This window comes from Bradyrhizobium genomosp. I (2014), from assembly GCF_000261685.1.
Lineage (GTDB): Bacteria > Pseudomonadota > Alphaproteobacteria > Rhizobiales > Xanthobacteraceae > Bradyrhizobium.
Genome location: NZ_AJQE01000246.1, coordinates 1 through 23,842 on the forward strand (window position 1 = coordinate 1; position 23,842 = coordinate 23,842).

21 protein-coding genes are annotated in these 23,842 nt (G+C 64.6%); 8 read left to right on the forward strand and 13 right to left on the reverse strand.

Annotated features, from left to right (window positions below; translation table 11 throughout):
* Positions 1 to 279: 279 nt before the first annotated feature.
* Positions 280 to 1,269, forward strand: a complete 990-nt coding sequence (locus IC50_RS23040) for a sensor histidine kinase (protein ID WP_035710037.1) — start codon at positions 280 to 282, stop codon at positions 1,267 to 1,269.
* On the opposite strand, the gene IC50_RS44055 is transcribed toward IC50_RS23040, so the two are convergent.
* Together IC50_RS44055 and IC50_RS23050 are read right to left on the reverse strand one after the other, a co-directional pair.
* Positions 1,242 to 2,282 (reverse strand): MBL fold metallo-hydrolase, encoded by a 1,041-nt coding sequence (locus IC50_RS44055; RefSeq protein ID WP_050991062.1) that lies wholly within the window; start codon positions 2,280 to 2,282, stop codon positions 1,242 to 1,244. The genes IC50_RS23040 and IC50_RS44055 overlap by 28 nt on opposite strands.
* Positions 2,283 to 2,714: 432 nt before the next feature.
* Positions 2,715 to 3,935, reverse strand: a complete 1,221-nt coding sequence (locus IC50_RS23050) for a citrate/2-methylcitrate synthase (RefSeq protein ID WP_035710039.1) — start codon at positions 3,933 to 3,935, stop codon at positions 2,715 to 2,717.
* A 73-nt stretch (positions 3,936 to 4,008) separates the two neighbouring features.
* Here IC50_RS23050 and IC50_RS23055 point away from each other — a divergent pair, with 73 nt between their 5' ends.
* Positions 4,009 to 5,100: a citrate synthase/methylcitrate synthase gene (locus IC50_RS23055; protein WP_035710042.1), complete on the forward strand. Its 1,092-nt coding sequence runs from the start codon at positions 4,009 to 4,011 to the stop codon at positions 5,098 to 5,100.
* 128 nt (positions 5,101 to 5,228) lie between these two features.
* Here IC50_RS23055 and IC50_RS23060 read toward each other — a convergent pair whose 3' ends face one another.
* Positions 5,229 to 5,858, reverse strand: coding sequence for a J domain-containing protein (locus tag IC50_RS23060; protein WP_035710046.1), 630 nt, complete (start codon positions 5,856 to 5,858; stop codon positions 5,229 to 5,231).
* Positions 5,859 to 5,985: 127 nt separating this feature from the next.
* On the opposite strand from IC50_RS23060, the gene IC50_RS23065 reads away from it, so the two are divergent.
* A complete protein-coding gene (locus IC50_RS23065) occupies positions 5,986 to 6,255 on the forward strand; it encodes a BolA family protein (protein WP_050991063.1) in 270 nt (89 codons plus the stop codon).
* A gap of 111 nt (positions 6,256 to 6,366) precedes the next feature.
* Here IC50_RS23065 and IC50_RS23070 read toward each other — a convergent pair whose 3' ends face one another.
* From IC50_RS23070 to IC50_RS23080, 3 genes are all read right to left on the reverse strand, one after another.
* Positions 6,367 to 7,719, reverse strand: coding sequence for a hemolysin family protein (locus tag IC50_RS23070; protein WP_035710052.1), 1,353 nt, complete (start codon positions 7,717 to 7,719; stop codon positions 6,367 to 6,369).
* A 67-nt stretch (positions 7,720 to 7,786) separates the two neighbouring features.
* Positions 7,787 to 8,929, reverse strand: a complete 1,143-nt coding sequence (gene aroB / locus IC50_RS23075) for a 3-dehydroquinate synthase (RefSeq protein ID WP_035710054.1) — start codon at positions 8,927 to 8,929, stop codon at positions 7,787 to 7,789.
* Complete coding sequence (locus IC50_RS23080) at positions 8,926 to 9,549, reverse strand: shikimate kinase (protein WP_035710056.1); 624 nt, start codon at positions 9,547 to 9,549, stop codon at positions 8,926 to 8,928. Before IC50_RS23080 ends, aroB begins: the two co-directional genes overlap by 4 nt.
* A 174-nt stretch (positions 9,550 to 9,723) precedes the next feature.
* Here IC50_RS23080 and IC50_RS23085 point away from each other — a divergent pair, with 174 nt between their 5' ends.
* From IC50_RS23085 to IC50_RS23105, 5 genes are all read left to right on the forward strand, one after another.
* Entirely contained in the window at positions 9,724 to 9,870 is a 147-nt protein-coding gene (locus IC50_RS23085) for a hypothetical protein (protein ID WP_035710058.1), read from the forward strand.
* Between the two features lie 17 nt (positions 9,871 to 9,887).
* Complete coding sequence (gene xerD, locus IC50_RS23090; RefSeq protein ID WP_035710060.1) at positions 9,888 to 10,847, forward strand: site-specific tyrosine recombinase XerD; 960 nt, start codon at positions 9,888 to 9,890, stop codon at positions 10,845 to 10,847.
* 287 nt (positions 10,848 to 11,134) lie between these two features.
* Positions 11,135 to 12,097, forward strand: coding sequence for an acetyl-CoA carboxylase carboxyltransferase subunit alpha (locus IC50_RS23095; protein ID WP_035710063.1), 963 nt, complete (start codon positions 11,135 to 11,137; stop codon positions 12,095 to 12,097).
* 495 nt (positions 12,098 to 12,592) lie between these two features.
* Complete coding sequence (locus IC50_RS23100) at positions 12,593 to 14,128, forward strand: L,D-transpeptidase family protein (RefSeq protein WP_050991064.1); 1,536 nt, start codon at positions 12,593 to 12,595, stop codon at positions 14,126 to 14,128.
* A 309-nt stretch (positions 14,129 to 14,437) separates the two neighbouring features.
* Complete coding sequence (locus IC50_RS23105; RefSeq protein WP_157461036.1) at positions 14,438 to 15,457, forward strand: helix-turn-helix transcriptional regulator; 1,020 nt, start codon at positions 14,438 to 14,440, stop codon at positions 15,455 to 15,457.
* Positions 15,458 to 15,992: 535 nt separating this feature from the next.
* Here IC50_RS23105 and IC50_RS23110 read toward each other — a convergent pair.
* The 7 genes from IC50_RS23110 to IC50_RS23140 form a co-directional block, all read right to left on the reverse strand.
* The gene (locus tag IC50_RS23110) at positions 15,993 to 16,565 is read right to left on the reverse strand and encodes a VOC family protein (RefSeq protein WP_157461038.1); all 573 of its coding nucleotides are present in this window, start codon (positions 16,563 to 16,565) and stop codon (positions 15,993 to 15,995) included.
* 940 nt (positions 16,566 to 17,505) lie between these two features.
* Complete coding sequence (locus tag IC50_RS23115; RefSeq protein ID WP_035710073.1) at positions 17,506 to 18,201, reverse strand: ABC transporter ATP-binding protein; 696 nt, start codon at positions 18,199 to 18,201, stop codon at positions 17,506 to 17,508.
* The gene (locus tag IC50_RS23120; protein ID WP_035710076.1) at positions 18,194 to 18,925 is read right to left on the reverse strand and encodes an ABC transporter ATP-binding protein; all 732 of its coding nucleotides are present in this window, start codon (positions 18,923 to 18,925) and stop codon (positions 18,194 to 18,196) included. The genes IC50_RS23115 and IC50_RS23120 overlap by 8 nt, the downstream gene beginning before the upstream one ends.
* Positions 18,915 to 20,030 (reverse strand): branched-chain amino acid ABC transporter permease, encoded by a 1,116-nt coding sequence (locus IC50_RS23125; protein ID WP_035710078.1) that lies wholly within the window; start codon positions 20,028 to 20,030, stop codon positions 18,915 to 18,917. Before IC50_RS23125 ends, IC50_RS23120 begins: the two co-directional genes overlap by 11 nt.
* A gap of 6 nt (positions 20,031 to 20,036) precedes the next feature.
* Positions 20,037 to 21,254 (reverse strand): substrate-binding protein, encoded by a 1,218-nt coding sequence (locus IC50_RS23130; RefSeq protein WP_035710079.1) that lies wholly within the window; start codon positions 21,252 to 21,254, stop codon positions 20,037 to 20,039.
* 2 nt (positions 21,255 to 21,256) lie between these two features.
* Positions 21,257 to 22,114, reverse strand: coding sequence for a branched-chain amino acid ABC transporter permease (locus IC50_RS23135; protein WP_035710081.1), 858 nt, complete (start codon positions 22,112 to 22,114; stop codon positions 21,257 to 21,259).
* Positions 22,115 to 22,213: 99 nt separating this feature from the next.
* Positions 22,214 to 23,728, reverse strand: coding sequence for an amidase (locus tag IC50_RS23140; protein WP_035710129.1), 1,515 nt, complete (start codon positions 23,726 to 23,728; stop codon positions 22,214 to 22,216).
* Between the last annotated feature and the right edge of the window lie 114 nt (positions 23,729 to 23,842).

A 23,842-nucleotide genomic window follows, 5' to 3' on the forward strand; every position in this document is an offset into this window, starting at 1 on the left:
GCGGCCGGCATCCGAAACCCTTCACAGAAGCGGAAGTCGTCGCAGTTCCTCTGTACTGCATCCTAGATGGTGCGGATTTGCTCCGCGCGACGGGCCAATCGTCGTAGGTCTTGGCGACCGTCCGCAGGGTTTCTCTAGCCTCCGTCAGCGACTCAGGAACTCGACCTTAGCGGGAGGATTGGATTAGCCCTGGCAGCCACGGACCGCCCCCGATTCCGTTTGTGAACGACCCCACGCCGTACTAGCCTAATCGGAAATCTCCCTCAGGCGGGCGGCCAAATGAACCTCGAAGACTTGTACCGGCTTTTGCGCAGCGAACACGTCCAGGCGCAAGGGATCGTTGACACTCTTGAGGAGCCCCTACTGGTGCTTGACCAGGGCGGTTGTGTGCTCACCGCCAATCGCGGGTTCTACGAAACCTTCAGGGTGGCTCGGGATGACACCGTTGGGCGCAGCCTGTTCGAGCTTGGCAACGGTCAATGGGACATTGCCGAACTCAGGCGCCTTGTTGGCGAGATCATTCCCAAGTCTACAGCCGTCGTCGGATACGAGGTGAAATGCGACTTCCCGACCATAGGTCCACGCACAATGCTTGTCACTGCGCGTCGCCTCGTTCACCCCGACAACAACAGCACCAGCATCTTGATCCTCTTCGAGGACGTGAGCGAAAGGCGGCACGGCGATGCCCAAAAAGACATTCTCCTCGCTGAAACCCGCCACCGGATGAAGAACCTTCTCGGAATCATTCGATCTCTTGCCAATCAGACTGAAGTGGAAGGTCTGTCGGCCAAAGAATACCGCGATGCCTTCTTAGGGCGGCTGCAAGCTGTGACCGAAGCCGAAACCCTCGCGATGGCCGGCGGCGCTGAAGCGGATCTTGGTGTTTTGGTGGAACAGGCGTTGATGGCCGCCGGCCCGGAGCGGTACCGGCTGATCGCCGGGCCATCAGTTCGTCTCAGTCCACGGCAGGTCGTGCCGATGAACCTGATTCTGCATGAATTGGTCACCAACGCCTGGAAATATGGTGCTTTATCCAAGCCGGGAGGGCTCATTCAACTCAGCTGGCGCACGTCGGAGGAGCAGGGCAAGACCCTTCTACACATCGACTGGGGAGAGGAAAACGGCCCACCCGTAAGTCCGCCAACCCGCTCCGGTTTCGGCTCCAGATTGATCGATCTCAGTGCCGTGCAGGGCTTACGCGGCTCCGTGGAACTGAAGTATGAGCCAACCGGTTTAAGGGTTCACATCACCGCGCCTGTGGAGGCTTGAACCCCGGGGGTATAATTGCCGAACGCTCCCCGCATCTTGGTTGTCGAAGATGAGTACCTCATCGCACTGGAGCTCGACAACCATTTGAGGGCTGCCGGATACCGCGTGGTCGGACCCGTCCCAGACATTGATGGAGCTTTGAAGCTGTTGAAGGCTGACCGGCCCGACGCGGCCGTCCTAGACGTCAATCTCGCTGGCGAATGGGTGACCCCCGTCGCGCAAGCGCTCCAGACTATGTCGGTACCTTTCATTCTGGCCAGCGGGTATGTTGCCGCCGATCTCCAGCACGCTCCGGTATTGCGCGATGCCGTCAATGTCGGAAAATCGTGGAGGCCCGAGCACACCGCGAGTTTCGGCTTGGTCCGCCCGAATACCTCGCCCGCCTGTTCTGGAGTGGTGTGATGGGCGATAATGCTCGCGGTTCGTTCTGGCGGGATTCCGATCCGCTGAAATGTCTCAAGCGAAGCAACCTCGTGAATCAACAGGTCAACATTTTGGGCATGTCGGATTAGGTTCTCAGACAGACGGGTGTCTCCGGAGAGGACAACTGAGCGACCGGAATAATCGATGCGATAGCCAAAAGCCGGCTTCACGGGCGTGTGGTCTACCTCGAAGGCGGTGATCTTTACGTCATTGTTTTCATAGACAAGCCCCTCGGTGATGTCCTTGGCGAGAATGACCACACCGTCTGGCGCCGCTCGGTCGTCGTATAGCCGAATCCGGATGTCATATTCGAACGCCTGCTCGAGAAACGACATCATGCGCACCGTCCCCCTTGGTCCCCACACCTCCAATGGCCGATCCCGCCCAGGCCGTCCAAAAAGCCAGCCGGTCAGCCAAAGATCTGGGAAGCCAACCACGTGATCCGAGTGCAAATGGGTAAGAAAAACGCCGTTGATATCATGCAAAAACACGTTGACCTGAGTGAGCCGCTGAAGAGCACCGCGGCCGGCGTCGAAAATGAACTTCTGCGCACCCGCTTCGACGAGGATGCTCGGGCCGAACCGGTTCATAACAGGTGGAGGGCATCCTGTGCCTAAGAGCGTAACTTTGATCCCTTGCGCTTGGGCGGACACAGGGACAATAGCGAGCAAGCATGCAAAGAGTGTGATGCAGGAAAGACAGAAAACCGACCTCTTGGAAGTCGCCATGACTGACTCCACGAACCGCTGAATAAGAACGGCATTCGCGCCAGAGCAGATTTCGTATTTCAACCAGTAGTGTTGCCAACGATCGGGCGCGCGTCAATCATCTCGCCGTGAGGTCGGCTTCGGGTCAAATGCTGCCGGTCACGCTCAGGCCGGAGCCTTCCGCTTTGCGTTAGTAGGCTGACGTTTTGGGATATGCGTCCCGGTCCTTGAGAGTTTGCCGGAACTCCCACTGCCGCGAGGATGGTATAGGTTCTGGCCTTCGCCCGGACGACGGCAGAAGATCGCTTGACGACGCTAGGTCACGGCTCCCGCCCGCCGCCCCGGCGCCGGCCCCACATACCGTGCCCTTGGCCTGATCAACCTCCCGAACTGCAATTGCTCGCTGGCGTGCGCGATCCAGCCGACGCTGCGGGCCATCGCGAACAGCGCGAGCTCGCTGCCCGCGGGCAGGCGCAGCGCGTGCACGAGCACGGCGAGCGCATAGTCGATATTGACGAACTCGCCGGTCGCTTCCGCGATGCGCTCCGGCACCTCGCGGGTGAATTTTCGGGGCGCGCCGGCGCGCGACAGCGCGTTCAGCAGCGATTGCGCGCGGGGATCGCCGCGCTTGTAGACGCCATGGCCGAAGCCGGCAAAACGCTCGCCGAGGGCGACGCGCTCGCGCACCATCGGCTCGACGTCGCGGTCGACCAGCGTCTTGACTAGCTGCGAGGCCAGCACGCCGGCGCCGCCGTGCTTCGGCCCTTTCAGCGCCGCGAGCCCGGCGATGACGGAATCGTAGAGGTTGAGACCGGTCGAGGCTGCGCAGCGCGCGGTGAAGGTCGAGGCGTTCAGCTCGTGATCGGCGAGCAGCACCAGCGCGCGGCGGATCAGATCGGGCGCATGCTTGGCGTCCGCCGCCCAGGCCTTGGCGATCTGCTGGTGCAGCGGCTCGGCCGACGGCTCGGCGTTGAGCATGGTGGCAACCAGGAGGCGGACGATGCGCGCGCCGACCAGCGCGCGGCCATCGGGCGCACGGGTGAAGGCGCGGGGATCGGCGCTCGCGGCCAGCGCGAGCACGGCGATGGCGCGGTCGATCGGCGCCGCCCGGCGCGCCGCCGCTGCGATCGCGCGCATCTCCCCGGATATTTCAGGCTGATTGTCCGGATCGAACGGATCGACGCCGGAGACGTCCCAGAGCAGCGTCGCCGTGTGCTCCAGCGTGTCGCTCTCGGAAAGATCGACGCAATTGACGCCGCGATAGATCGCGCCCTCCTCGGTGATGGTCGAGATCTCCGTGTCCATCACCGGCAGGTCGGCATCGAAGCTGCGCAGCCCGCGCGGCTCCGGCGACGGCACGCGGCGCTCCTTCAGCGCCCGGACATCCTCGGCGCGATAGCGGTTCTTGCGCGAATCCGGCGTCGGCTCGGAGCGGATCAGGCCGCGGCTGACATAGGCGTAGAGGGTGGCCGGGGAGATTGCGAGCTCGGCGGCCGCCTCCCGGGCGGAGAGGTACAGCCCATCGGAATTTTTCATATTGATTTACGTAATCAAGATTGATCAATCTGTCGAGAGGTCCGACCTTGCTCCCGTGAAAAGGAGACAGGCCATGAACATTCACCTCACCAAGAGCCAGATCGGGCTGGACGGCGTCCCCGCGGCTGAGACCGTGCTGAGCCATGTCGACGGCGAGCGCGGCGAACTGATCATCGCCGGCGAACATGTCGGCCGGCTCGCAAGCCGGTCGAGCTTCGAGGGCGTCACCGCGCGGCTCTGGAACGGCGCGAGCAGGACCGGTTTGAGCGAAGCCAATGTACGGGCAAGCCTCGGCGCGGCGCGCGAGCGCGCCTTTGCGCGGCTGCCCGACCTCCTGCCCGCGACGCGCGGCATGGGCATCGTCGACGGGTTCCGAGCGGCGGTCGCCGGGCTTCGCGCCGAGCACGGGCTCGAACACGAGGCGACGATCGTCGGCGCCTTTCCGGTGATCGCAGGCGCGCTGGTCCGGCGCGCCAGAGGGCTCGACCCGATCGCACCCGACCCGAATGCGAGCCATGCCGCCGACACGCTGCGGATGCTGCGCGGCGCCTCGCCGGAGCCGCGCGAGGTCACGGCACTGGATGCCTATTTCGTCACGGTCTGCGATCACGGCATGAACGCCTCGACCTTCACCACGCGTGTGGTGGCCTCGACCCAGGCCGACCTGTTCGCCGCCGTCACCGCCGGTTACTGCGCGCTGACCGGCCCCCTGCATGGCGGCGCGCCGGAGCCGGTGCTGGAAATGCTCGATGCGATCGGCTGCAGCGAGCGCATCCGGCCATGGGTGGATGCGGCGCTGGCGCGCGGCGAACGGCTGATGGGCTTTGGCCATCGCGTCTACCGCGTGCGCGATCCGCGCGCCGACGTGCTCAAGGCCGCAATCGAGCAGCTCTCGGCTGACGGCGCCGACCTGCCCTTTGCCGGCGAGGTCGAGGCCTATATCCGCAGCGCGCTGCGCAAGAAGAATCCGGATCGGCCGCTGGAGACCAATGTCGAGTTCTTCACCGCGATCCTGCTCGATGCGCTGGCGATTCCGCGCCAGGCCTTCACGCCGATCTTTGCCGTCGCGCGGGCCGCCGGCTGGACCGCGCATGCGCGCGAGCAGCAGCGCACGGGACGGCTGATCCGGCCGAGCTCGTCCTATGTCGGGGCGATGCCGGAGTGAGAAAGCGGCCCGGATGGAGCGAAGCGCAATCCGGGATAGCCGTCGTGATGTGAGGAACACCCCGGATTACGCTTGCGCTCCATCCAGGCTACGACAGCGGAGTTTGTGGCAGCAGCGCAAGCGAGGCGTCAGGCCTCCCGCACCACCGTCTTCAGATAATTGTACGCCTTGATGATCTCGATCAGGCGATCCTCGGTCGAGCGGTCGCCGCCATTGGCGTCGGGGTGGTGCTGCTTCACCAGCGCCTTGTACTTGGTCTTGACGTCGGCGAGCGTGGCGCTGGGGCCGAGGCCCATGACCTGGAGCGCCTTGCGCTCGGCGTTCATCACCTTGCGCGTCTCGGCCTTGGGCGCAGCTTCCGGGCCCTTCCGCCAGCTGGCGCGGCCGTTGATCTCGCTGAACATGCTGAACGGATCGGACGCCATGTCGATCTCTTCCGCACCCTTCTTGCCGCCATTGGCGCCCATCTTCCAGGTCGGACGGTGGCCGGTCAGCGCATCCTTCTGGTAGCGCGCGACCGCGTCGGCATTCATGCCGGAGAAGAAATTGTAGTTCTGGTTGTACTCGCGCACATGGTCGAGGCAGAAGTGCCAGTATTCGCGCTGGTTCTCTCGGCCCTTCGGAGCGCGGTGCGCGCCCTTGTTGGCGCAGCCCGCCCACTCGCAATTGACCGCGGTGTCGCGCGGCTTCACGTCCGGCTGCTTGCCCCGCGGCTTCACGCGGATGGAGTCGAAGAACTTCGATGAATCGATCGGCATGGCTGACTTTGACTACGCAATGCGAAAACCTTCAAGTCTTGACATTGCAATTCGCTGAGCACCCGGTCGCGGCGACCTTGCACGTCCGGGTATTGACGGGGTGCGATCGCGCACCTTAATGGCACACATGGCTATGAAGGACACTATCGGCAACAAGTTGCGGCAAGCTTTCACGCCCGAAAGCCTGCAAGTCGACGACGAGTCACATTTGCATGAGGGCCACGCCGGCCATCGGCCGGGCGGCGAGACGCACTTCCGTGTCTATATCGTGTCTGCCGCCTTCAAAGGGAAGAGCCGGGTCGAGCGCCATCGCATGATAAATTCGGCGCTGGCCGCGGAACTCTCCGGCGGCGTGCACGCGTTGGCGATCCGGGCGCAGGCGCCGGGGGAAAATTAGCGCGGTCATTCCGGGGCGGCTCGAAGAGCCGAACTGTGGGGCGCAATTGCGCCCCTGAGAATCTCGAGATTCCGGGTTCGATGCTTCGCATCGCCCCGGAATGACTCACGGCTAGAACGACGTCCCGGCCCGTCTCGGCTTGGCCTCTTCCAGCTCGGCCTCGCGCGGCACCGGTGAAATACGGAGCGCGGTGATGCGGTTGCGCTCGCGGCGGAGGACGCGAAAGCGGAAGCCGTGGAAGGTGAAGCTCTGGCCGCGGTCGGGAATCGAGCGCGCCTCGTGGATGACGAGGCCGGCGACCGTGGTCGCCTCTTCATCGGGCAGATGCCAGTCCAGAGCGCGATTGAGGTCGCGGATCGGCACCGAGCCGTCGACCACGACGGAGCCGTCGGGCTGGCGGCGCACGCCGGCAACCACCACGTCGTGCTCGTCGGAGATGTCGCCGACGATCTCCTCCAGAATGTCTTCCAGCGTCACGAGGCCTTCGACCTCGCCATACTCGTCGACGACCAGCGCGAAATGGGTCTTGCGACGGCGGAACGCCTTGAGCTGCTGGGATATCGGCCGCATTTCCGGCACGAACCAGGGCGGCAGCATGATGGTGGTGACGTCGATGCGCGAGGTATCTCCCTCCGACGCCCGGATGGCCCGCAACAGATCCTTGGCGTGCAGAATGCCGATGATGTTCTCCGACTTGTCGCGCCACAGCGGAATGCGGGTGTATTCGGTGGCCAGCACCTCCCGCACCAGCTCCTCCGGCGGCAGGTCGGCATTGATCATCACCATGGCGGTGCGGTGGACCATCACGTCGGACACCGTCAGCTCGCCGAGCCGGAAGACATTGTGAATGTACTCGGCCTCGCCGCTCTCGATCTTGCCGTGCACGGCCGATTCCTCGACCAGGCCCTCGATCTCGGTATCCGTCAGGATGTCGTGCTGCGAAAACTCCTGGACCCCGATCAGACGCAGGATCGCGCTCGACGCAGTGTTGAGACACCAGCTCAGCGGATAGAACACGAGATAGGAGGCATGAAGCGGATACGCGATCCACTGCGACACCGGCATCGGCTCCCTGATCGCGAGCGTCTTCGGCACCTGCTCGCCGATGATAATGTGCAACGAGGAGAAGACCAGAAAACCCGCCACGAACGAGGTGAAGTGCAGCGTGGCCTCCGACAGACCGAGCGGCTGGAGGACCGGACTCAGCAGCGCAGACACGGTCGGCTCGCCGATCCAGCCGAGACCGAGGGAAGCCATGGTGATGCCGAGCTGGCAGCAGGCGAGGTAGGATTCGATATTCCCCATCATCGTCTGCAGCAGGCGAGCGCCGAAGCGATTTTGCTCGACCATGGCCTTGACGCGAAAGCCGCGGCTCTTCACCAGCGCGAATTCCGCAGCCACGTAAAACGCGTTGGCGGCGAGCAGGAGGACCGCAAGCAGAAGATTGATCGAGATCGAACTCATGTTTGCCTCGCGGCCGCCCCGGCATTCCCCGCCGTTTCGCGGGCGGCCGATCCGAACGGTCCCGCCATCACTGCGACAGTTTCGACTGCAGGAAGTCGCGCACCGGCGCCGGCTCGACGTCCTTCGCGATCACGGCGCGTCCCACGGCCTCCAGCAGGATGAAGGTGAGCTTGCCGCGCTTCACCTTCTTGTCCTGCGCCATCAGCGCCATCAGCGCATCGGCATCGGCAAGCCCTTCCTGCGCAAAGCCCGCGATGTCCTGCAGGCGCGTGGGCAGGCCGGCTTCGATCAGGTGACGCTCGACGCGCAGCGCATCGGCCGCGCCGATCATGCCGAGCTCGGCCGAGAACTGCGCCGCCAGCGTCATGCCGATGGCGACGCCCTCGCCGTGGAACAGGCGATCGGAGAAGCCGGTCGCCGCTTCCAGCGCATGGCCGAAGGTGTGGCCGAGATTGAGCAGCGCGCGCTCGCCGGTCTCGCGCTCGTCGCGCGAGACGATTCCGGCCTTGGCGCGGCAGGAGGTCGCGATCGCGTGCTCGCGGGCCGAGCCGCCCTTGAAGATGTCGGAATGGTTCTTCTCCAGCCAGCTGAAGAAGGCCTCGTCGCCGAGCACGCCGTATTTGGCGACTTCGGCATAGCCGGCGCGGAACTGGCGCGGCGACAGCGTGTCGAGCACGGCGGTGTCGGCGATGACAAGCACCGGCTGGTGGAAGGCGCCGAGCAGGTTCTTGCCCTGCGGCGAGTTGATGCCGGTCTTGCCGCCGACGGAGGAATCGACCTGCGCCAGAAGCGAGGTCGGCACCTGCACGAAGTCGACGCCGCGGCGCAGGATCGCCGCGGCAAAGCCGGCGAGATCGCCGACCACACCGCCGCCGAGCGCGATGACGAGATCGTTGCGCTCGATCCTGGCGGCGATCAGGGCTTCGCTGACCTTTTCGAGGCCCGCATAGGTCTTGGAGATCTCGCCTTCCTCGACGACGATGCGCGAGGTCGGAATGCCGCTTGCTGCGAGCGAGGCCTCCGCGGGCTCGAGCCAATGTTTCGCGACGGTCCGGTCGGTGACGACAGCAGTGCGCACGCCCGGCCGCAACGCGGCGACCCGTTCGCCGAGCGAGGACAGCACGCCGCGGCCGATGACGATGTCATAGGCGCGATTCTCCAGCGCGACGTCGACCTTGACGGGTTCGGAATGTTTCAACGGCGCAGTCATCGCAGGGCACTCGCAACGTCGGCAGGTGGTTGGGCGGCCTGTCCGCCGCAGAGATGGGCGCGCAGCGCCTCGATGCATTCCTCGACGATTCTGTCGTGCGGCACGTCGCGCGAGGCGATCGTGAGGTCGGCATTGGCATAGACCGGCTCGCGCTCGGTAAGGAGGCGCGTCACCGTCCCTTCCGGATCGGCGGTCTGGAGCAACGGACGGTCGGCGCGGCGGCGCACGCGGCGCATGATGACGTCGTGGTCCGCCCTCAACCAGATCGAGACTGCCTTCGCCGCGATGCGCGCGCGCGTCTCCTCGCGCATGAAGGCGCCGCCGCCGGTCGCCAGCACCACGGGACCACCATCGAGCAGGCGGGCGATCACACGGGCCTCGCCATCCCGGAAATGCGGCTCGCCATGGCGCTCGAAGATTTCCGGTATGGTCATGCCCGCCGCCGCCTCGATCTCGGTATCGGCATCGACGAAGGGCAGCTTGAGGCGGGCCGCCATGCGCCGCCCGACGGTGGATTTGCCCACCCCCATCATGCCGACGAGCACGATCGAGCGCGCACCGAGCGCCGACAGGATGTCGGCCTCAGGCGAAGCAGGAAGCGGCAATGCGGCGTCGGACATTGTTTCGCTCGATTGGATCTCGCTCGATCTGCCGCCGGAGGCGGCTGCTTGGCCACCTATACGATCCCATGGGGGCCCTCGCCAGAGGACTCTTGCCACGAAACGGCGAACATGTTGGATGATTTCATTGATTAATTTGGCCCAGAACCCGCCCCGAGACGAGACGCCAGAACGATGCCCAGCCTGTTCCGCTTCCTGACGGTCGTCGCCGTGATCGCCGGCATCGTCTATGGCGTGGTTTTCGCGCTGGCGAATTTCGTCACTCCAAAGCCGCGGGAAATGACCGTGACGATCCCGCCGGATAAATTTCTCAAGAAATAGGAGCTAGCCTCCTGGGCATGCCTACCCAGCCCTCAGACGCCAGGCTCACCGGCCTGTTCCTCGACATGCTCGCGGCGGAACAGGGCGCCGGGCCCAACACGCTCGACGCCTACCGCCGCGACCTCACCGATGTCTCGGAGTTCCTGGGCCGCGCCGGCCACAACTTCGTGGATGCGCAGACGCAAGTCCTGCGCGACTATCTCGCCGATCTCGACAGCCGCGGCTTCAAATCCACCAGCGTCGCGCGGCGGCTGTCGGCGATGCGACACCTCTACCGCTTCCTCCTCAATGAGCGGATCCGGACCGACGATCCCGCCGCGATCCTGTCCGGCCCCAAGCGCGGCCGCGGCCTGCCGAAGGTGCTGTCGATCGCCGACGTCGACCGCATGCTCCGCCGCGCCAGGGAATTGAGCGAGGCGGCGGATGCCTCGCCGTCGAAACGGCTGCGGAGCTTGCGGCTCTATTGCCTGCTCGAGGTGCTCTACGCCACCGGCCTGCGCGTCTCCGAGCTGGTGGCGCTGCCGCGCTCGGCGGCCAAGCGCGACGCCCGCATGATCGTGGTGCGCGGCAAGGGCAACAAGGAACGGCTGGTGCCGCTCAACGAGGCCTCGCGCCAGGCGATGGCGGACTACCTCGCCGCGACGGAGGCCGCGAAGACCGAGAAGAAGAAAGACAGCCTCGCCGCCTCGAAATGGCTGTTTCCGTCGTTCGGCGAGAGCGGACATCTGACGCGGCAGCATTTCGCCCGCGACTTGAAAGAGCTCGCAATTGCCTCCGGCCTCCAGGCCCGGCTGGTCTCCCCGCACGTGCTGCGCCACGCCTTTGCCAGCCACCTGCTGCACAATGGTGCCGATCTGCGCATCGTGCAGACCCTGCTCGGCCACACCGACATCTCGACCACGCAGATCTACACCCATGTGGTCGAGGAGCGGCTGAAGAGCCTGGTGCGCGATCTGCACCCGCTGGCGGAGAAGTAGCCGTCGTGACCCGGACGCGGCTGTCGTAGCCCGGATGAGCGAAGCGACATCCGGGATTGGTGCCCAAGGCACGACCTGCCCCGGATATCGCTTCGCTCATCCGGGCTACGGGCGACCCATGAAACCGCCTTGACTTCGGCCGCATCTCCGCGGAAAGAGCCGGGGCCTCACGACTGATTTGGCTGGCGCCACACCAGCGCACAAGCCAAATCATTGAAGACGCTACACTTCTTTCCTCGGCCCTAACCTCGCTTCGCTCCAAGGCCCCGTCCTCCTATATTGAGTTGATGCAAGACCAGATGCGCAGCTATCTCGACTTCGAAAAGCCTGTCGCCGAGCTCGACTCCAAGGTCGACGAATTGCGGGCGCTCGCTGCCTCCGGCACCGACATCAGCGATGAGATCGGGCGGATCGAGGACAAGGCGGCGCAGGCGCTGGCCGACCTCTATCAGAACCTGACGCCGTGGCAGAAGACGCTGGTGGCGCGGCATCCGCAGCGGCCGCATTTCAACGACTTCATCAAGGGCCTGATCACCGAGTTCACGCCGCTCGCCGGCGACCGCAAGTTCGGCGAGGATGAGGCGCTGGTCGCCGGCTTCGGCCGCTTCCGCGGCGAGCCGATCTGCGTGATGGGCCAGGAGAAGGGCGATTCCACCGAGAGCCGGATCCGGCATAATTTCGGCATGGCGCGGCCCGAAGGCTATCGCAAATGCGTGCGGCTGATGGAGATGGCGGAGCGGTTCGGCCTGCCGGTGCTGTCGCTCGCCGATTCCGCGGGCGCCTATCCCGGCATCGGCGCCGAGGAGCGCGGACAGGCCGAGGCGATCGCGCGCTCGACCGACGCGTGCCTGGCGTTGACCGTGCCGAACGTCGCCATCGTCACCGGCGAGGGCATGTCGGGCGGCGCCATCGCCATCACCACCGCCAACAAGGTGTTGATGCTGGAGCACGCGATCTACAGCGTGATCTCGCCGGAGGCGGCCTCCTCCATCCTCTGGCGCGACGGCACCAAGGCGCAGGAAGCCGCCAACAACATGAAGATCACCGCCCAGGACATGCTCCGCTTCGGGGTGATCGATCAGATCCTGAAGGAGCCGGTCGGCGGCGCCCACCGCGATCCCGCCGCCATGATCGCCACCACGGGCGAAGCCATCGCCAAGGCCTTCGACGAGCTCCAGGGCCTCGATGGGGATGCCATCCGCAAGCAGCGGCGGCAGAAATTCCTCGATATCGGCCGGAAACTGAGCTGATTCGGGCGGTTTCCGTGTCCCGGACGCGCTGCAGCGTGAAACGCAGCTGCGCAGAGCCGGGACCCATCTCCCAGCCTGGGCCCCGGCTCTGCGTCGCATCGCTGACGCGCTGCGCCGCGTCCGGGGCACGAGACCACCCCCGGTAACCCCGCGTTAACCCTTTTTTTGCCCAAATCGGCGATCTCAGTGGCGGTTCGGCCGCGTGGTCCAAGTTCCGGCCCAGTTTAAGTCTCTGTTGACCACACCTCTGGGCCAACGCCCTCGTGATCCCCGCTCGGGTTGCGACCGCATGACCCAGAGGTTAGAATTTTAATCAATGGCTTCAGGGCACAAGCGCTGGGGCGTGAGCTGAAAAAGCCCGTCCATCGGGTCCGGTTCGCCGGTCGGATCATGCTCCGGAAGAATTGGGGTTCGCGCTTCATAGCCCGGCACGGTGTGGGGTCCATCTTGATTTCTCGTTCGCTTGCTCGCGCGCTCTTGGCTTCGGTTGCGCTGATGACGGCCAGCGTTCTGCTCGCCGGCTGCGACACCGACCAAGTCTCGCTCGCGAGCAATGCCAAGGCCAACCAGCCGGTGCCGCCGAAGCTGATCGCCGCGATGGCCGAGAAGAACATGGACCTGCAATCGCCGATCCTGGTCCGCCTGTTCAAGCAGGAGGCCGAGCTCGAGGTCTGGAAGCAGACCCGCTCGGGCCAGTTCGCGCTGCTCAAGACCTATCCGATCTGCCGCTGGTCGGGCGATCTCGGCCCGAAGGTGCGCGAAGGCGACCGTCAGGCGCCGGAGGGATTCTACTCGATCAACCCGGGCCAGATGAATCCGCAATCGGCCTACTACCTCTCCTTCAACACGGGCTATCCGAACGCGTTCGACAAGGCGCTGGGCCGCACCGGCTCGCAGCTGATGGTGCACGGCGACTGCTCCTCGCGCGGCTGCTACGCGATGACGGACGAGCAGATCGCGGAGATCTATTCGCTCGGGCGCGAATCCTTCTTCGGCGGCCAGAAGGCGTTCCAGCTGCAGGCCTATCCGTTCAGGATGACGCCGGTGAACATGGCCAGGCACCGCAACAATCCGAACATGCCGTTCTGGAAGATGATCAAGGAAGGCTATGATCATTTCGAAGTGACGCGTCAGGAGCCGAAGGTCGATTTCTGCGAGAAGAAGTACGTCTTCGACGCGGCGAAGCCGGCCGATGCCAAGCGCGACCCGGTGTTCGACGCCTCCGCCAAGTGTCCGGCCTATGTGATCCCCGAGGAGATCGCCAGCGCCGTCCGCGAGAAGGAAACGCGCGACCAGGCCGAATATGCCAAGCTCGTCGCCAAGGGCACGCCGGTGGCGCGCATGAACACCGGCATCGACGGCGGCATGAACAAGGTGTTCGCCGCCAAGATTCCGGAAGGCTCGACCGGCCTGTCCGAAAGCGCCGAAGGCACCACGCTGCAGATGCTGGCGATGGCCAAGGCGCCGGGCACGATTCCCGGCCACGTCAATCCGCCCAAGCCGAATCTCGACGCGGTGGCAGCCGCGCCGGCGCCGCAGGAAGAGCCGGTGGTCGCCGTGCCCGCGACCAGCACCCGCGTCGCCTCGACCCAGCCGGCCGAGAGATCCCAGGACAAATCTGGCGAAAAATCCGGCGGCTTCTTCTCCAATCTCGGCCGCAAGATGGGCCTCGGCACCGCCGACACCACGGCGACCACCCCGCCGCCGCAGGCGACTGCGTCCGTGGCGCCGGCCCACACGACCCCGACGCCCCCGACCGCAGCGTCGCGGCTCAAAGCCGCCGTGACGCGGTTCGTGCCGGGGCACGACAAGTCCAGGGATGCGACAAAGGATGCCGCGAAGGAGGCGCCGAAGCCGGCTGTTGCGGCCAGGCCCGCCGAGCCGGCCAAGCCCGACACGCGCCTCGCCCAGACGCGCCCCGCGCTGAAGCCGTCGGTGAGCGACGGCGCCGGCGAAGCAACGCAAATCATGGGCGCCGCGCCGGTGATCTCGTCGAACTCCTTCGACAGCCGCTTCGGGGCGATGAAGTAAGCGCGGCGATGCCTCGCCGTCCGGAGTAAACCAAACTCAGCGTGCTGATTGCCCTTCCCTGCGGATGGGCCCATCGCGGCAATGGCCGCGTGCGATCCGCCAGCTTGCCGGGAGGCTTGATCTCGCAGAGCAGGACGCAGCACATCGCGACTTGGGAAAGGCAGGGATCTGCCGGATTGCGGCGCCCGGTTACCCAACTATAATTATGCTGTTGGCTCTTTCGCGCTGCACATGAGTGGATTTGGGCATCTCGATCATCTGATTGACCGCATCTACGAGGCCGGGCTCATCCCGTCGTTGTGGCCCGAGGTGCTCGATGAAATCGGTAACGCTGTCGGCGGCAACGGCGGACTGCTTTTCGCGGTACGCGACGGCTATGTCAGCGGGATCAATTCCGTCAATCACGACCAGACAATGTCCCGTTTCCTGCAAGAGGGATGGAGTGAGCGCGATCCGCTGCTGCCGCGTGCCGCCGCTCTCAACCACGCCGGCTTCCTCAATGATGGAGACCTTGTCTCGGAGGAGGAGATCGCGACCAATGACGTGTACCGCAATTTCTACCGCAGGCACGGAATCGGCTACAGGGCCGGGACCATCATTCCAATTCCGAGCGGCGATTCGATTGCGATCGTCATGCCGCGACACCAGGACAACGGACCGGTGCCGCGCGAGGTCGTCTCGTTTCTCGATGGCCTGAGGCCTCATCTGGCTCGGGCGTCGCTGACTGCGAACCGCCTTGGCTTCGAGCGTGCGCGCGCGCAAGCCGAAGCATTGCAGGCCATTGGGCTGCCCGGAGCGATCTTGCGCGAACGAGGCAGGTTGCTCGCGGCGAACGGCCTGTTCGAAGCGCTGATGCCGATGCTATTCCAAGATCGCGCAGAGCGGTTGACCCTGGCCGATGGCACAGCGGATCAATTGTTCTTGGCGGCGTTGGGGACCTCGTTCGTCGGCAACAGCCCGGCCGTCAAGTCCATCGCCATCGCAGCGGCGATGGATCGCGTACCGATGGTCCTGCATGTCGTGCCGGTGCGCGGATCGGCACGCGATATCTTCACGCTGGCCACCTTCATGCTCATCGTAACGCCTGTTGATCGCGGCGCGGTCCCGAGTGCGGAAGTCCTGCAAGGGCTGTTCGACCTGACGCCGGCAGAGGCCCAGGTCGCACGTGGCGTTGCACAGGCCGGATCGATCGATGCGCTCGCAGCCAAAATCGGCGTGACGCGAGAGACGGTGCGCACGCAGCTCAAAGCCGTGCTTTCGAAGACCGGCCTTTCCCGTCAGCAGGAGCTCGTCAGCTTGCTCGCTGGCAAGGCATTGCGCGGCGGTTAGACCGCTTATCCATCTGCAGCCACATCCCTCATCGCTCTCGGCCCGACGGCCTGGATTCGACTTTTTGGCAAACACTCTTTCACCCGAATGGGTGAAGACAGGGGTCGGACCCCCGGGTTCAGCTTGTCCGGCTGGATGCAGGGCGAGAAGCGGTGACAATGGTCGATCCGGAGTTTCCAACATTCGAAGTGAATTTGGTGCCGCGCAGGCGAAAAAGATGGGCCTGGAGCATCTGCAATAGCCATGGAGCGGTCGTGGCGCAGGGGCGGGAATCGAGTCGATCTGCCGCCAGGTACCAGGCCGAAAGAGCGCTTTTCCTGCTGCTTCTAACCGCGCCCTATCGGTCGCGACTTCCGGCATAACAAGCTCTCATTGAGGTTGCTCCTGGACTTGACTTGAGCACCAAGCGTGGCCGCCCGGAGGAGCATCCGACGGCTTCTGCTACCTAAAGACGTAGTCGGATGAGGCCCGCTATGTGCCAACAGCAGTCCTGCGCCGAACGCGCCCAGTTAGACCAAGGCTTCTGCTGGCTGGATTAATTTGATGGTCTCGATTGTGTGCCGAACACCGGAACGTCGGTACGATCAACGAGCAATTCGGCTCCTTCGTGCGGTCGCACCTCAGCAAAGTTCAGTGCGGCGTCGATGTCGCCCTCCCAGACATCCCGTGGCAGTTCGTAAACCAACTCGACGCCATACCCATTTGGATCGTGGAGGTAAAGGCTGTGCGTCATGCCATGATCGATGCGCCGGTCGAATTTAACGCCCTTCCCTTGGAGATACGCGAGCTGACGCAACCACGCCTCGCGGCTTGGGTAAGCGATGGCAATGTGGTTGATTGCCATGGGCGAGTCCCACATCTGCCATCCGGCGGTCGGCACCGGCAGGTTCGGGTTCTCGACGAGAGCAAGATCGTGGTGATGGAGGCCATCGGGACCCATGCCGCTATAAAACCACATCTTACGACCTGGTCGTTGCCGGAATTTGCCGACGAAACGTAGGCCGACGATCTCCGTCCAGAATTGATGACTTTCCTCAATGCTGCGAACGTTCAACACAATGTGGTTTACCCCGGTAGGTGCAACTGGTGCCGAATCTGCTGCTGTCATGTGACGGCTCCTCACCTTGAAAACCATTGAATGGAAAATCCGAAGAGGATCATTCGTAATCCTAACCTAAATCGTCACGAGCATGCCCACCATGGCGAAATAGGTCAGAAGAGGTGTCGCACAGACGAACTGTCTTGTTACCATTGATGGGACCTTTGGCTCTAAGACTGCTTCGGGTCACAAGGCGACATAGCCAATTATAAACACACGCGATGGTGCGTCCCCAAAAGCACCGGACAATGCGACACTTTAACATCCCAATTCTGATTTTTAAAATTTCTCTTTACCCGAACCGCGACACACCCTATACTCTCGTGCCATCTCATCCCGCCGGAAGGGGCGGGTCGCGATCGTCACGGTTCGTGGGGTGAGTAGCGGTGGACGCGGGCGGTATGGCGCCAAGTGCGGTCGCAGGGCGGGGCTTCCCCGTGAGCGATCAGCGAGCGCGGTACGACAGGCCGGCCGCGTACGGCAAAATCGTGTGGTCCTGGCGCCCGCAGGCTGGCGCCAAGCCTTGTGGTGATGCGGCGGCCCGACCGGGTGCGCGCATCAGCGATCGGCAAGGCGACGGGGGCAAGAGTGCATCGCTCCCCGGGGAGAGCGCGACATACGCCGTCAAACCATCGCGCAGGGAAGGCCGGTTATCGGGCTGCACCTGTGTCTCCCCTGTGAGCGTTGACTAACGCATCATTGCACAGGGGCTCGCGGGTGCCAGCCGGTACCCGGCCTTCCCTGCGCCCTTCCGATTTGAAGGGGGCCAGAAGCGAAGCAAAACCCGGGCGCTTGGCGCTGCGGGATCGCGATGGCTTGTGGGCTGTTTGACAGTTGAATCGAGGAAGAGAGCTTGCAGCGCGTAGCCCGGATGAGCGAAGCGACATCCGGGATCATCGCGAGCGGTCCCCGCATATCGCTTCGCTCATGCGGGCTACGGCAGCTGGCGTCACGGCGCCAGATACCGCATCAGCTCAGGATTGCCCTTGACCTCGCCTGCCTCGCCTTGCAGCGCGACGCGGCCGCGGTCGAGCACGTAGGCGTAGTCGGCGACGCGGAGCGCGAGGTCGAGGTGCTGCTCGACGATGATGACGGCGATCTCCTTCGCAAGCTCGATCAGGCGCTCGGTGATCTCCTCGATGACGCCGATCCAGACGCCCTCGGTCGGCTCGTCCAGCAGCAGCAGCTTCGGGTCGCCAAGCATGGCGCGGCCGATGGCGAGCATCTTGCGCTCGCCGCCGGAGAGCGTGCCGGCGGGCTGGTCGAGGCGCTGGCCGAGCTTCGGGAAGATGGTCAGCACGCGGTCGACGGCGGAGGCATCCTTGGCTGCGAGCGAGCCGACCGCGAGATTGTCGCGCACCGACAGGCGGGCGAACACCGAATGCTCCTGCGGCACGTAGCCGATGCCGGCGCGCACGCGTTCCTGGGTGGCGCGGCGGCTGATGTCGCGGCCGTCGAAGGCGATCTCGCCCTTCCACGCCGGCAACTCGCCGACGATGGTCTTCATCAGCGTGGTCTTGCCGGCGCCATTGCGGCCGAGCACGGCGACGCCGCCGCGCCAGGGAATGCCGAGGCTGACGTCGAACAGGACCTGGCTGCGGCCATAGCCGGCGTCGAGATGCTTGATGTCCAGGAATTCAGGCACGGCGCAGATAGATCTCCTGGACGGATGTGTTGGCCTGGATCTCGGACACCGTGCCCGACGCCAGCACCTTGCCCTGGTCGAGCACGGTGAGGCGATCGCAGATGTCGCGGATGAAATCGAGATCGTGCTCGACGATGACGAGCGAGCAATGCTGCTTGATCGGCTGCAGCAGTTCGCCGGTGACGCGGCGCTCCTCCAGGCTCATGCCGCCGGTGGGCTCGTCCAGCAGCAGAAGCTTCGGCTTGCCGGCGAGCGCCATCGCGATCTCCAGCCATTGCTGCTGGCCGTGCGACAGCGCCGCCGCGGCATCGAAGGCGCGGTCGGCGAGGCGGAACTGCGTCAGCATGGTCATGACCTGATCGTGCAGCGCACCGCGGGTGCGCGAGAGCACGAGGTCGAGCAGCGAGCACTGCGCCTGCAGCGCAAGCAGGATGTTGTCGTAGAGCGTCAGCGTCGGCAGCACGCTGGTGATCTGGAACTTCAGGCTCATGCCGGCGCGCGCCCGCTCGGTCGGCGTGAAGGCGGTGATGTCGGTGTTGACGAACGAGACCTTGCCTTGCGTCGGCACTTCGGCGCCGGCGATGCATTTCATCAGCGTGCTCTTGCCGGAGCCGTTCGGGCCGATCAGGCCGTGAAACTCGTTGTCGCCGACGGTGAGCGCGGCGTCGTCGAGCGCGGTGAGCTTGCCGAAGACCTTGGTGATGCCGGCGGCCTCAAGGAGCATTGCGCTTCTCCTTTCCGGTCCTGTCGGGCCCGGCACCGAAGCTGCCGACCCGCTCGCGCTCGCCGAGCACGAAGCTGATCAGGCCGAGCGGCCGGAACAGGATCACGAGCAGCAGCAGCAGGCCCAGGATGATCGGCCAGACATCGCGGTAATTGTCCGACAGCCAGAAGCTGACGCCCTCGACGATGACCGCTCCGATGACGGCGCCGATCAGCGTGCCGGAGCCGCCGAACAGCACGTAGAGCACGACCTGGGTCGAGACCACGACGCCGACCATGTTGGGCCAGACGAAGCCTTCGTGGAAGGCGTAAAGGCTGCCGGCGAGCCCGGCGACGGCGCCGCCGATCGTGAAGATGATGGCCTTGAGATGCTGCGCCTTGTAGCCGAAGAAGGCGATGCGCTGCTCGTTCTCGCGCAGGCCCGCGAGCGCGAGGCCGAATTGCGAACGCACCAGGAAGCGGCAGAGCAGGTAGACCACGACGAGGATGCCGAGCACGAGATAGTAGAAGGCCGGCCCTTCCGTGAACTCGTAGCCGCCGAGCGACATCGGCGCGATCGAGGGGATGCCGTTCTGGCCGCCGAGATAGTACCAGCCGCGCGCGAGGCGATCGGCGGCGTAGGAGCCCGTGAGCGTGCCCAGCGACACGAAGATCACGCTGGAGGGATGCCGTCCCAGCAGCAGGAAGCCGCCGAGCAGGAGCGCGAAGGCGAGGCCGATCAGCGTGCCGGCGGGCAGCACCAGGAAGATGTTGGTGACGTCGAGATCGCGCGCGAGCAGCGCCACGCCGTAGCCGGCCGAACCGAAGAACAGGGCCTGGCCGAAGCTCATGATGCCGGCATAGCCCCAGACCAGGTCGAACGACAGCGCGAACAGCGCCAGGATGATCACGCGCGTCGCGAACACGGTGAGGTAATCCTGCAGCACCAGCGGCGCGATCAGCGCCGCGACCAGCACGACGCCCTCCACGATCGGCAGGATTTTTCGTCCCGCCTTGACGCGGTCCGTGGCCTGTTCCGCCGCTGCGCCTTCAGCCATCGCACCGTCCGCTTCGTCGCCCATGTCGGTGACGATGGCCTCTCTTACCACACTCATCGGCTTCAGCATTCCACCTCAGCATTCCTTGGGATCGACGAGGCCGTTGCTGCGGGCGACGATCTCGTAGTTCCCGCCCTTGGCGACGGCGGTATACATCTTCATCTTGCAGTGCCGCTTGCCCGGTACCATCTCGGCGGGTCCGCCGGGACCTTCCGCGATCTTGGCGTGGTCGAGCGCGGCCGCAACCGACTCGCGGTCGATCTTGCCGGCTTCCTTCACGGCGGCTTCCCACAGCTTCAGGCCGCGATAGGTGCCGGTGGCGGCGCTGCCGGCGGCGAACAGGAAGTTGCCCGGGAAATCCTTCTCGTACGCGGCCTGGATCTTCGCGTCGAACGGGTTTTCCTTGGTCAGCACCTTGAAATAGTCGAGGCAGCTTGCGAGGCCCTCGATCTCGGCGGCCTGGTTGATGTTGAGCGTGTTCTCGTCGTAATAGACGCAGGCGAGCCGTCCGCCGTTCTTGAGGAAGCCGGCTTCATAGAGCTGCTTGAAGAACGGCCCGACGCCCGGCGGGATGACGGTGTTGAAGACGACGTCGACCTTGTTCGAGATGATGCGGTTGACGGTCGCGGAGAAGTCGACCTGGTCGAGCGGATAGTATTCCTCGAACACGACCTCGCCGCCGTTGGATTCGATCACCTTGCGGGCATAGACGTTGAGCGTGTGCGGCCAGACATAGTTGGCGCTCGGCAGCGCGAACTTCTTGCCGCCGTTCTTGATCAGCCAGGGGATGAACTCGTCGCACTGCTGCGCCGGCGTCGGGCCGGTGCAGAACAGGTAGGGCGTGCACTCCTTGCCCTCGTAGAGCTGCGGATAGATGTAGAGCGTCTTGCCGCGGGCGACGATCGGGTCCTTGATCGCGTTGCGCATCGACGAGGTGATGCCGCCCAGCACCATGTCGACCTTGTCGCGCTGGATCAGCTTTCGCACGTTGCCGACGGCGACGGATTCGTTGGAGGCGGTGTCCTCGATGTAGAGCTCGAGCGGACGGCCCAGCAGGCCGCCGGCCGCGTTGATCTCCTTGATCACCATTTTCGCCACGTTGGCGTCGGCATTGCCGGCATAGGCGATCGGGCCGGTGAGGTCGGTGGCGATGCCGACCTTGATCGGGCCTTCGGCCGCATTGGCCCAGGGCGCCGGGATCACCCAGCTGCCGACGCCGGTTGCGACCGCGCCGGACGCAAAGGCGAAATTGGAGAGAAAGCGGCGGCGTGAGAGCCGAGTGCGATCGAACATGACTAAACCCCTTTTCCAGCGATGAGGCCCTGCGGGCGGAATTTGATGAAGACGATGGCGAGCACGAAGACGAGGACGTCGGCGACGACGGGCGCCATCACCCAGGGCAGCGCGGCGCTGAGCGTGCCGATGACGCCGGCGCCGGCGACCGGCCCGATGAATGAGCCGACGCCGCCGACCATGACCGCGACGAAGCCCTGGATCAGGAAGCGCAGCCCGAGATCGGCGTAGAGGCTGAACACCGGCACGATCAACGCGCCGGCGAGGCCGGCGAGCGCGGAGCCGAACGCGAAGGTGGCGCCGTACATCAAGGGCGTGGAGATGCCGGAGGCGCGCGCCAGCGACGGGTTCTCCAGCGTGGCGCGCATGCGCAGGCCGAAGCTGGTGCGCGAGAGCAGCAGGTAGCAGCCGGCCATCACCAGCAGCGTGACGACGATGATGGTGAAGCGCCAGGCCGAGATATGGATGGAGCCGATGTCGATCGAGCCGCCGATCGGCTCCGGCACGGTGAGATAGAAGCCGCCGATCAGGCCACGCACGGATTCGCGGATGATCAGGCCGAGCGCATAGGTGCCGAGCATGGCGACGATGGGCGCGGCGTAGAATCTCCGGATGATCAGCGCCTCCAGCACGAAGCCGAGCGCGCCGACCACGAAGGGCGCCGCGACCATGCCGGCCCAGATCGGCAGGCCATTGGCATAAGCGAGATAGGTGACGTAGGCGCCGAGCAGGACGAACTCGCCCTGCGCGAAGTTGAAGATGCCCATCATGCTGGCGATGATCCCGAGCCCCAGCACGATCAGGACGATGATCGCGCCGAAGCTCAGGATCTCGAACGCCGCGACGAACGCGTTAGCCATGCGTTGGATTCTTGTCTGGACGCGTTTTCTTGACGCGAACCGGTATCCACTTCGCGCGAAAACGCTCTTGTCTTCCGTCGACCTGCATCAGTGCTCCGCTCACATCTTCTTCCAGTCGCCGATCTGCTCGAAGGCATGGGCGGCACGGTAGATCGTGGTTTCCTCGAACATGCGGCCGACCAGCATCAGTCCGACCGGCAGGCCGTCGACCATGCCGCAAGGCAGCGACATCGCGGGATGATGGGTGATGTCGAACGGCGCAGTGTTCGAGATCATCTCGAGCGCGCGGGCAACGTATTCCTCGCGGCTGGCGGTGGGCTCCGGCAGCTTCGTCGCCTTCATCGGCGTGGTCGGCATCAGCAGCAGATCGTAATCCCCAAACGCCTTGTCGTAGGCGGCGGTCAGCCGGCGGGAGATGTTGAGCGCCTTGCCGTAGAAGCGTGGACCGAAATTGTTGTTGATGTAAGTGCCGAGCATCATGAACAATTTAGTGGTCTCGGACAGCGAGTCGGCCTGCCGGCGCCAGCCGCGATGAAAATCCATCAGCGAGGTCGAGTAGAGATCGCCGCGGCTGAGGCCGTAGCCGTCGCCGAACATCATGGTCTGGGTCAGGCCTTCGGTGCCGATCGGGGTCCAGATCGCGCCGCCCAGGAGGTGCATCGGAATCGAGACGGTCTCTACGGTGGCGCCGAGATCCTTGAAGCGCTTTGCGGCCTCGCGCACGCTTTCATTCACCGCAGCCTCTGCGACCGGCTGCTCGAAGCCTTCCTTGAGGATGCCGATCTTCATGCCCTTGACGCCCTGGCCGAGCGCCTTGGTGTATTCCTCGACCTTGGGCGACTTGATGCGCGGATCGTAGCCGTCGTCGCCGGCGATCACTTCGAGCAGCAGCGCGTTGTCGGCGACCGTTGCCGTCATCGGACCGGTATGGTCGACATAGATCTCGATCGGCATGATCCCGGTATAGGGCACGAGACCCCAGGTCGGCTTCATGCCGTAGATGCCGCAGAACGAGGACGGCATGCGGATCGAGCCGCCCTGGTCGCCGCCGATCGCCATGTCGACCTCGCCGAGCGCGACCACGACGCCCGAGCCCGACGACGAGCCGCCGGCCGAGTAGCCCATCTTGTGCGGATTGTGCACCGGCCCGTAGGAGCCGGTGTGGCTGCCGCCGGACAGGCAGAAGTGCTCGCAATGGGTCTTGCCGGCGATCTCTGCGCCGGCATCCAGCATGCGCGTGACGATGGTGGCGTCGAAATCGGGCACATAGCCTTCCAGCGTCGACGAGCCGTTGGTCATGGGCACGCCGGCCAGCATGATGTTGTCCTTCAGCGCAACGGTCTTGCCCTTCAGCTTGCCGCTGGCGGCGCCCTTCACGGTCGACTTGCGATACCAGGCATTGCGCGGATTCTCCTCGGCCGAGGGCCGATGGCCCGGCGTGCGCGGATATTTCACCTCCGGCACCTCGTCCGGCATCGCCGCAACGAGGTTGTAGGCCTCGATCGAGCCCTGCATCAGGCCGCGGAACGAAGCGACGTCATCGTCGGTCAGCGAGAGACCGCACTGCTCGGCGACGCTGCGAAGTTGGGCTGGCGTGGGAAGGACAACTGTCACGGCGCTCTCCTGAAGTTTCTTGATCCCTGGCGTTGAACGGAAGCCTTGCGCTCGCGCCGGCACGGCGCGGGCCAACCGGCTTCGCGTCGATATTACAGACGGAAATATTTTCCT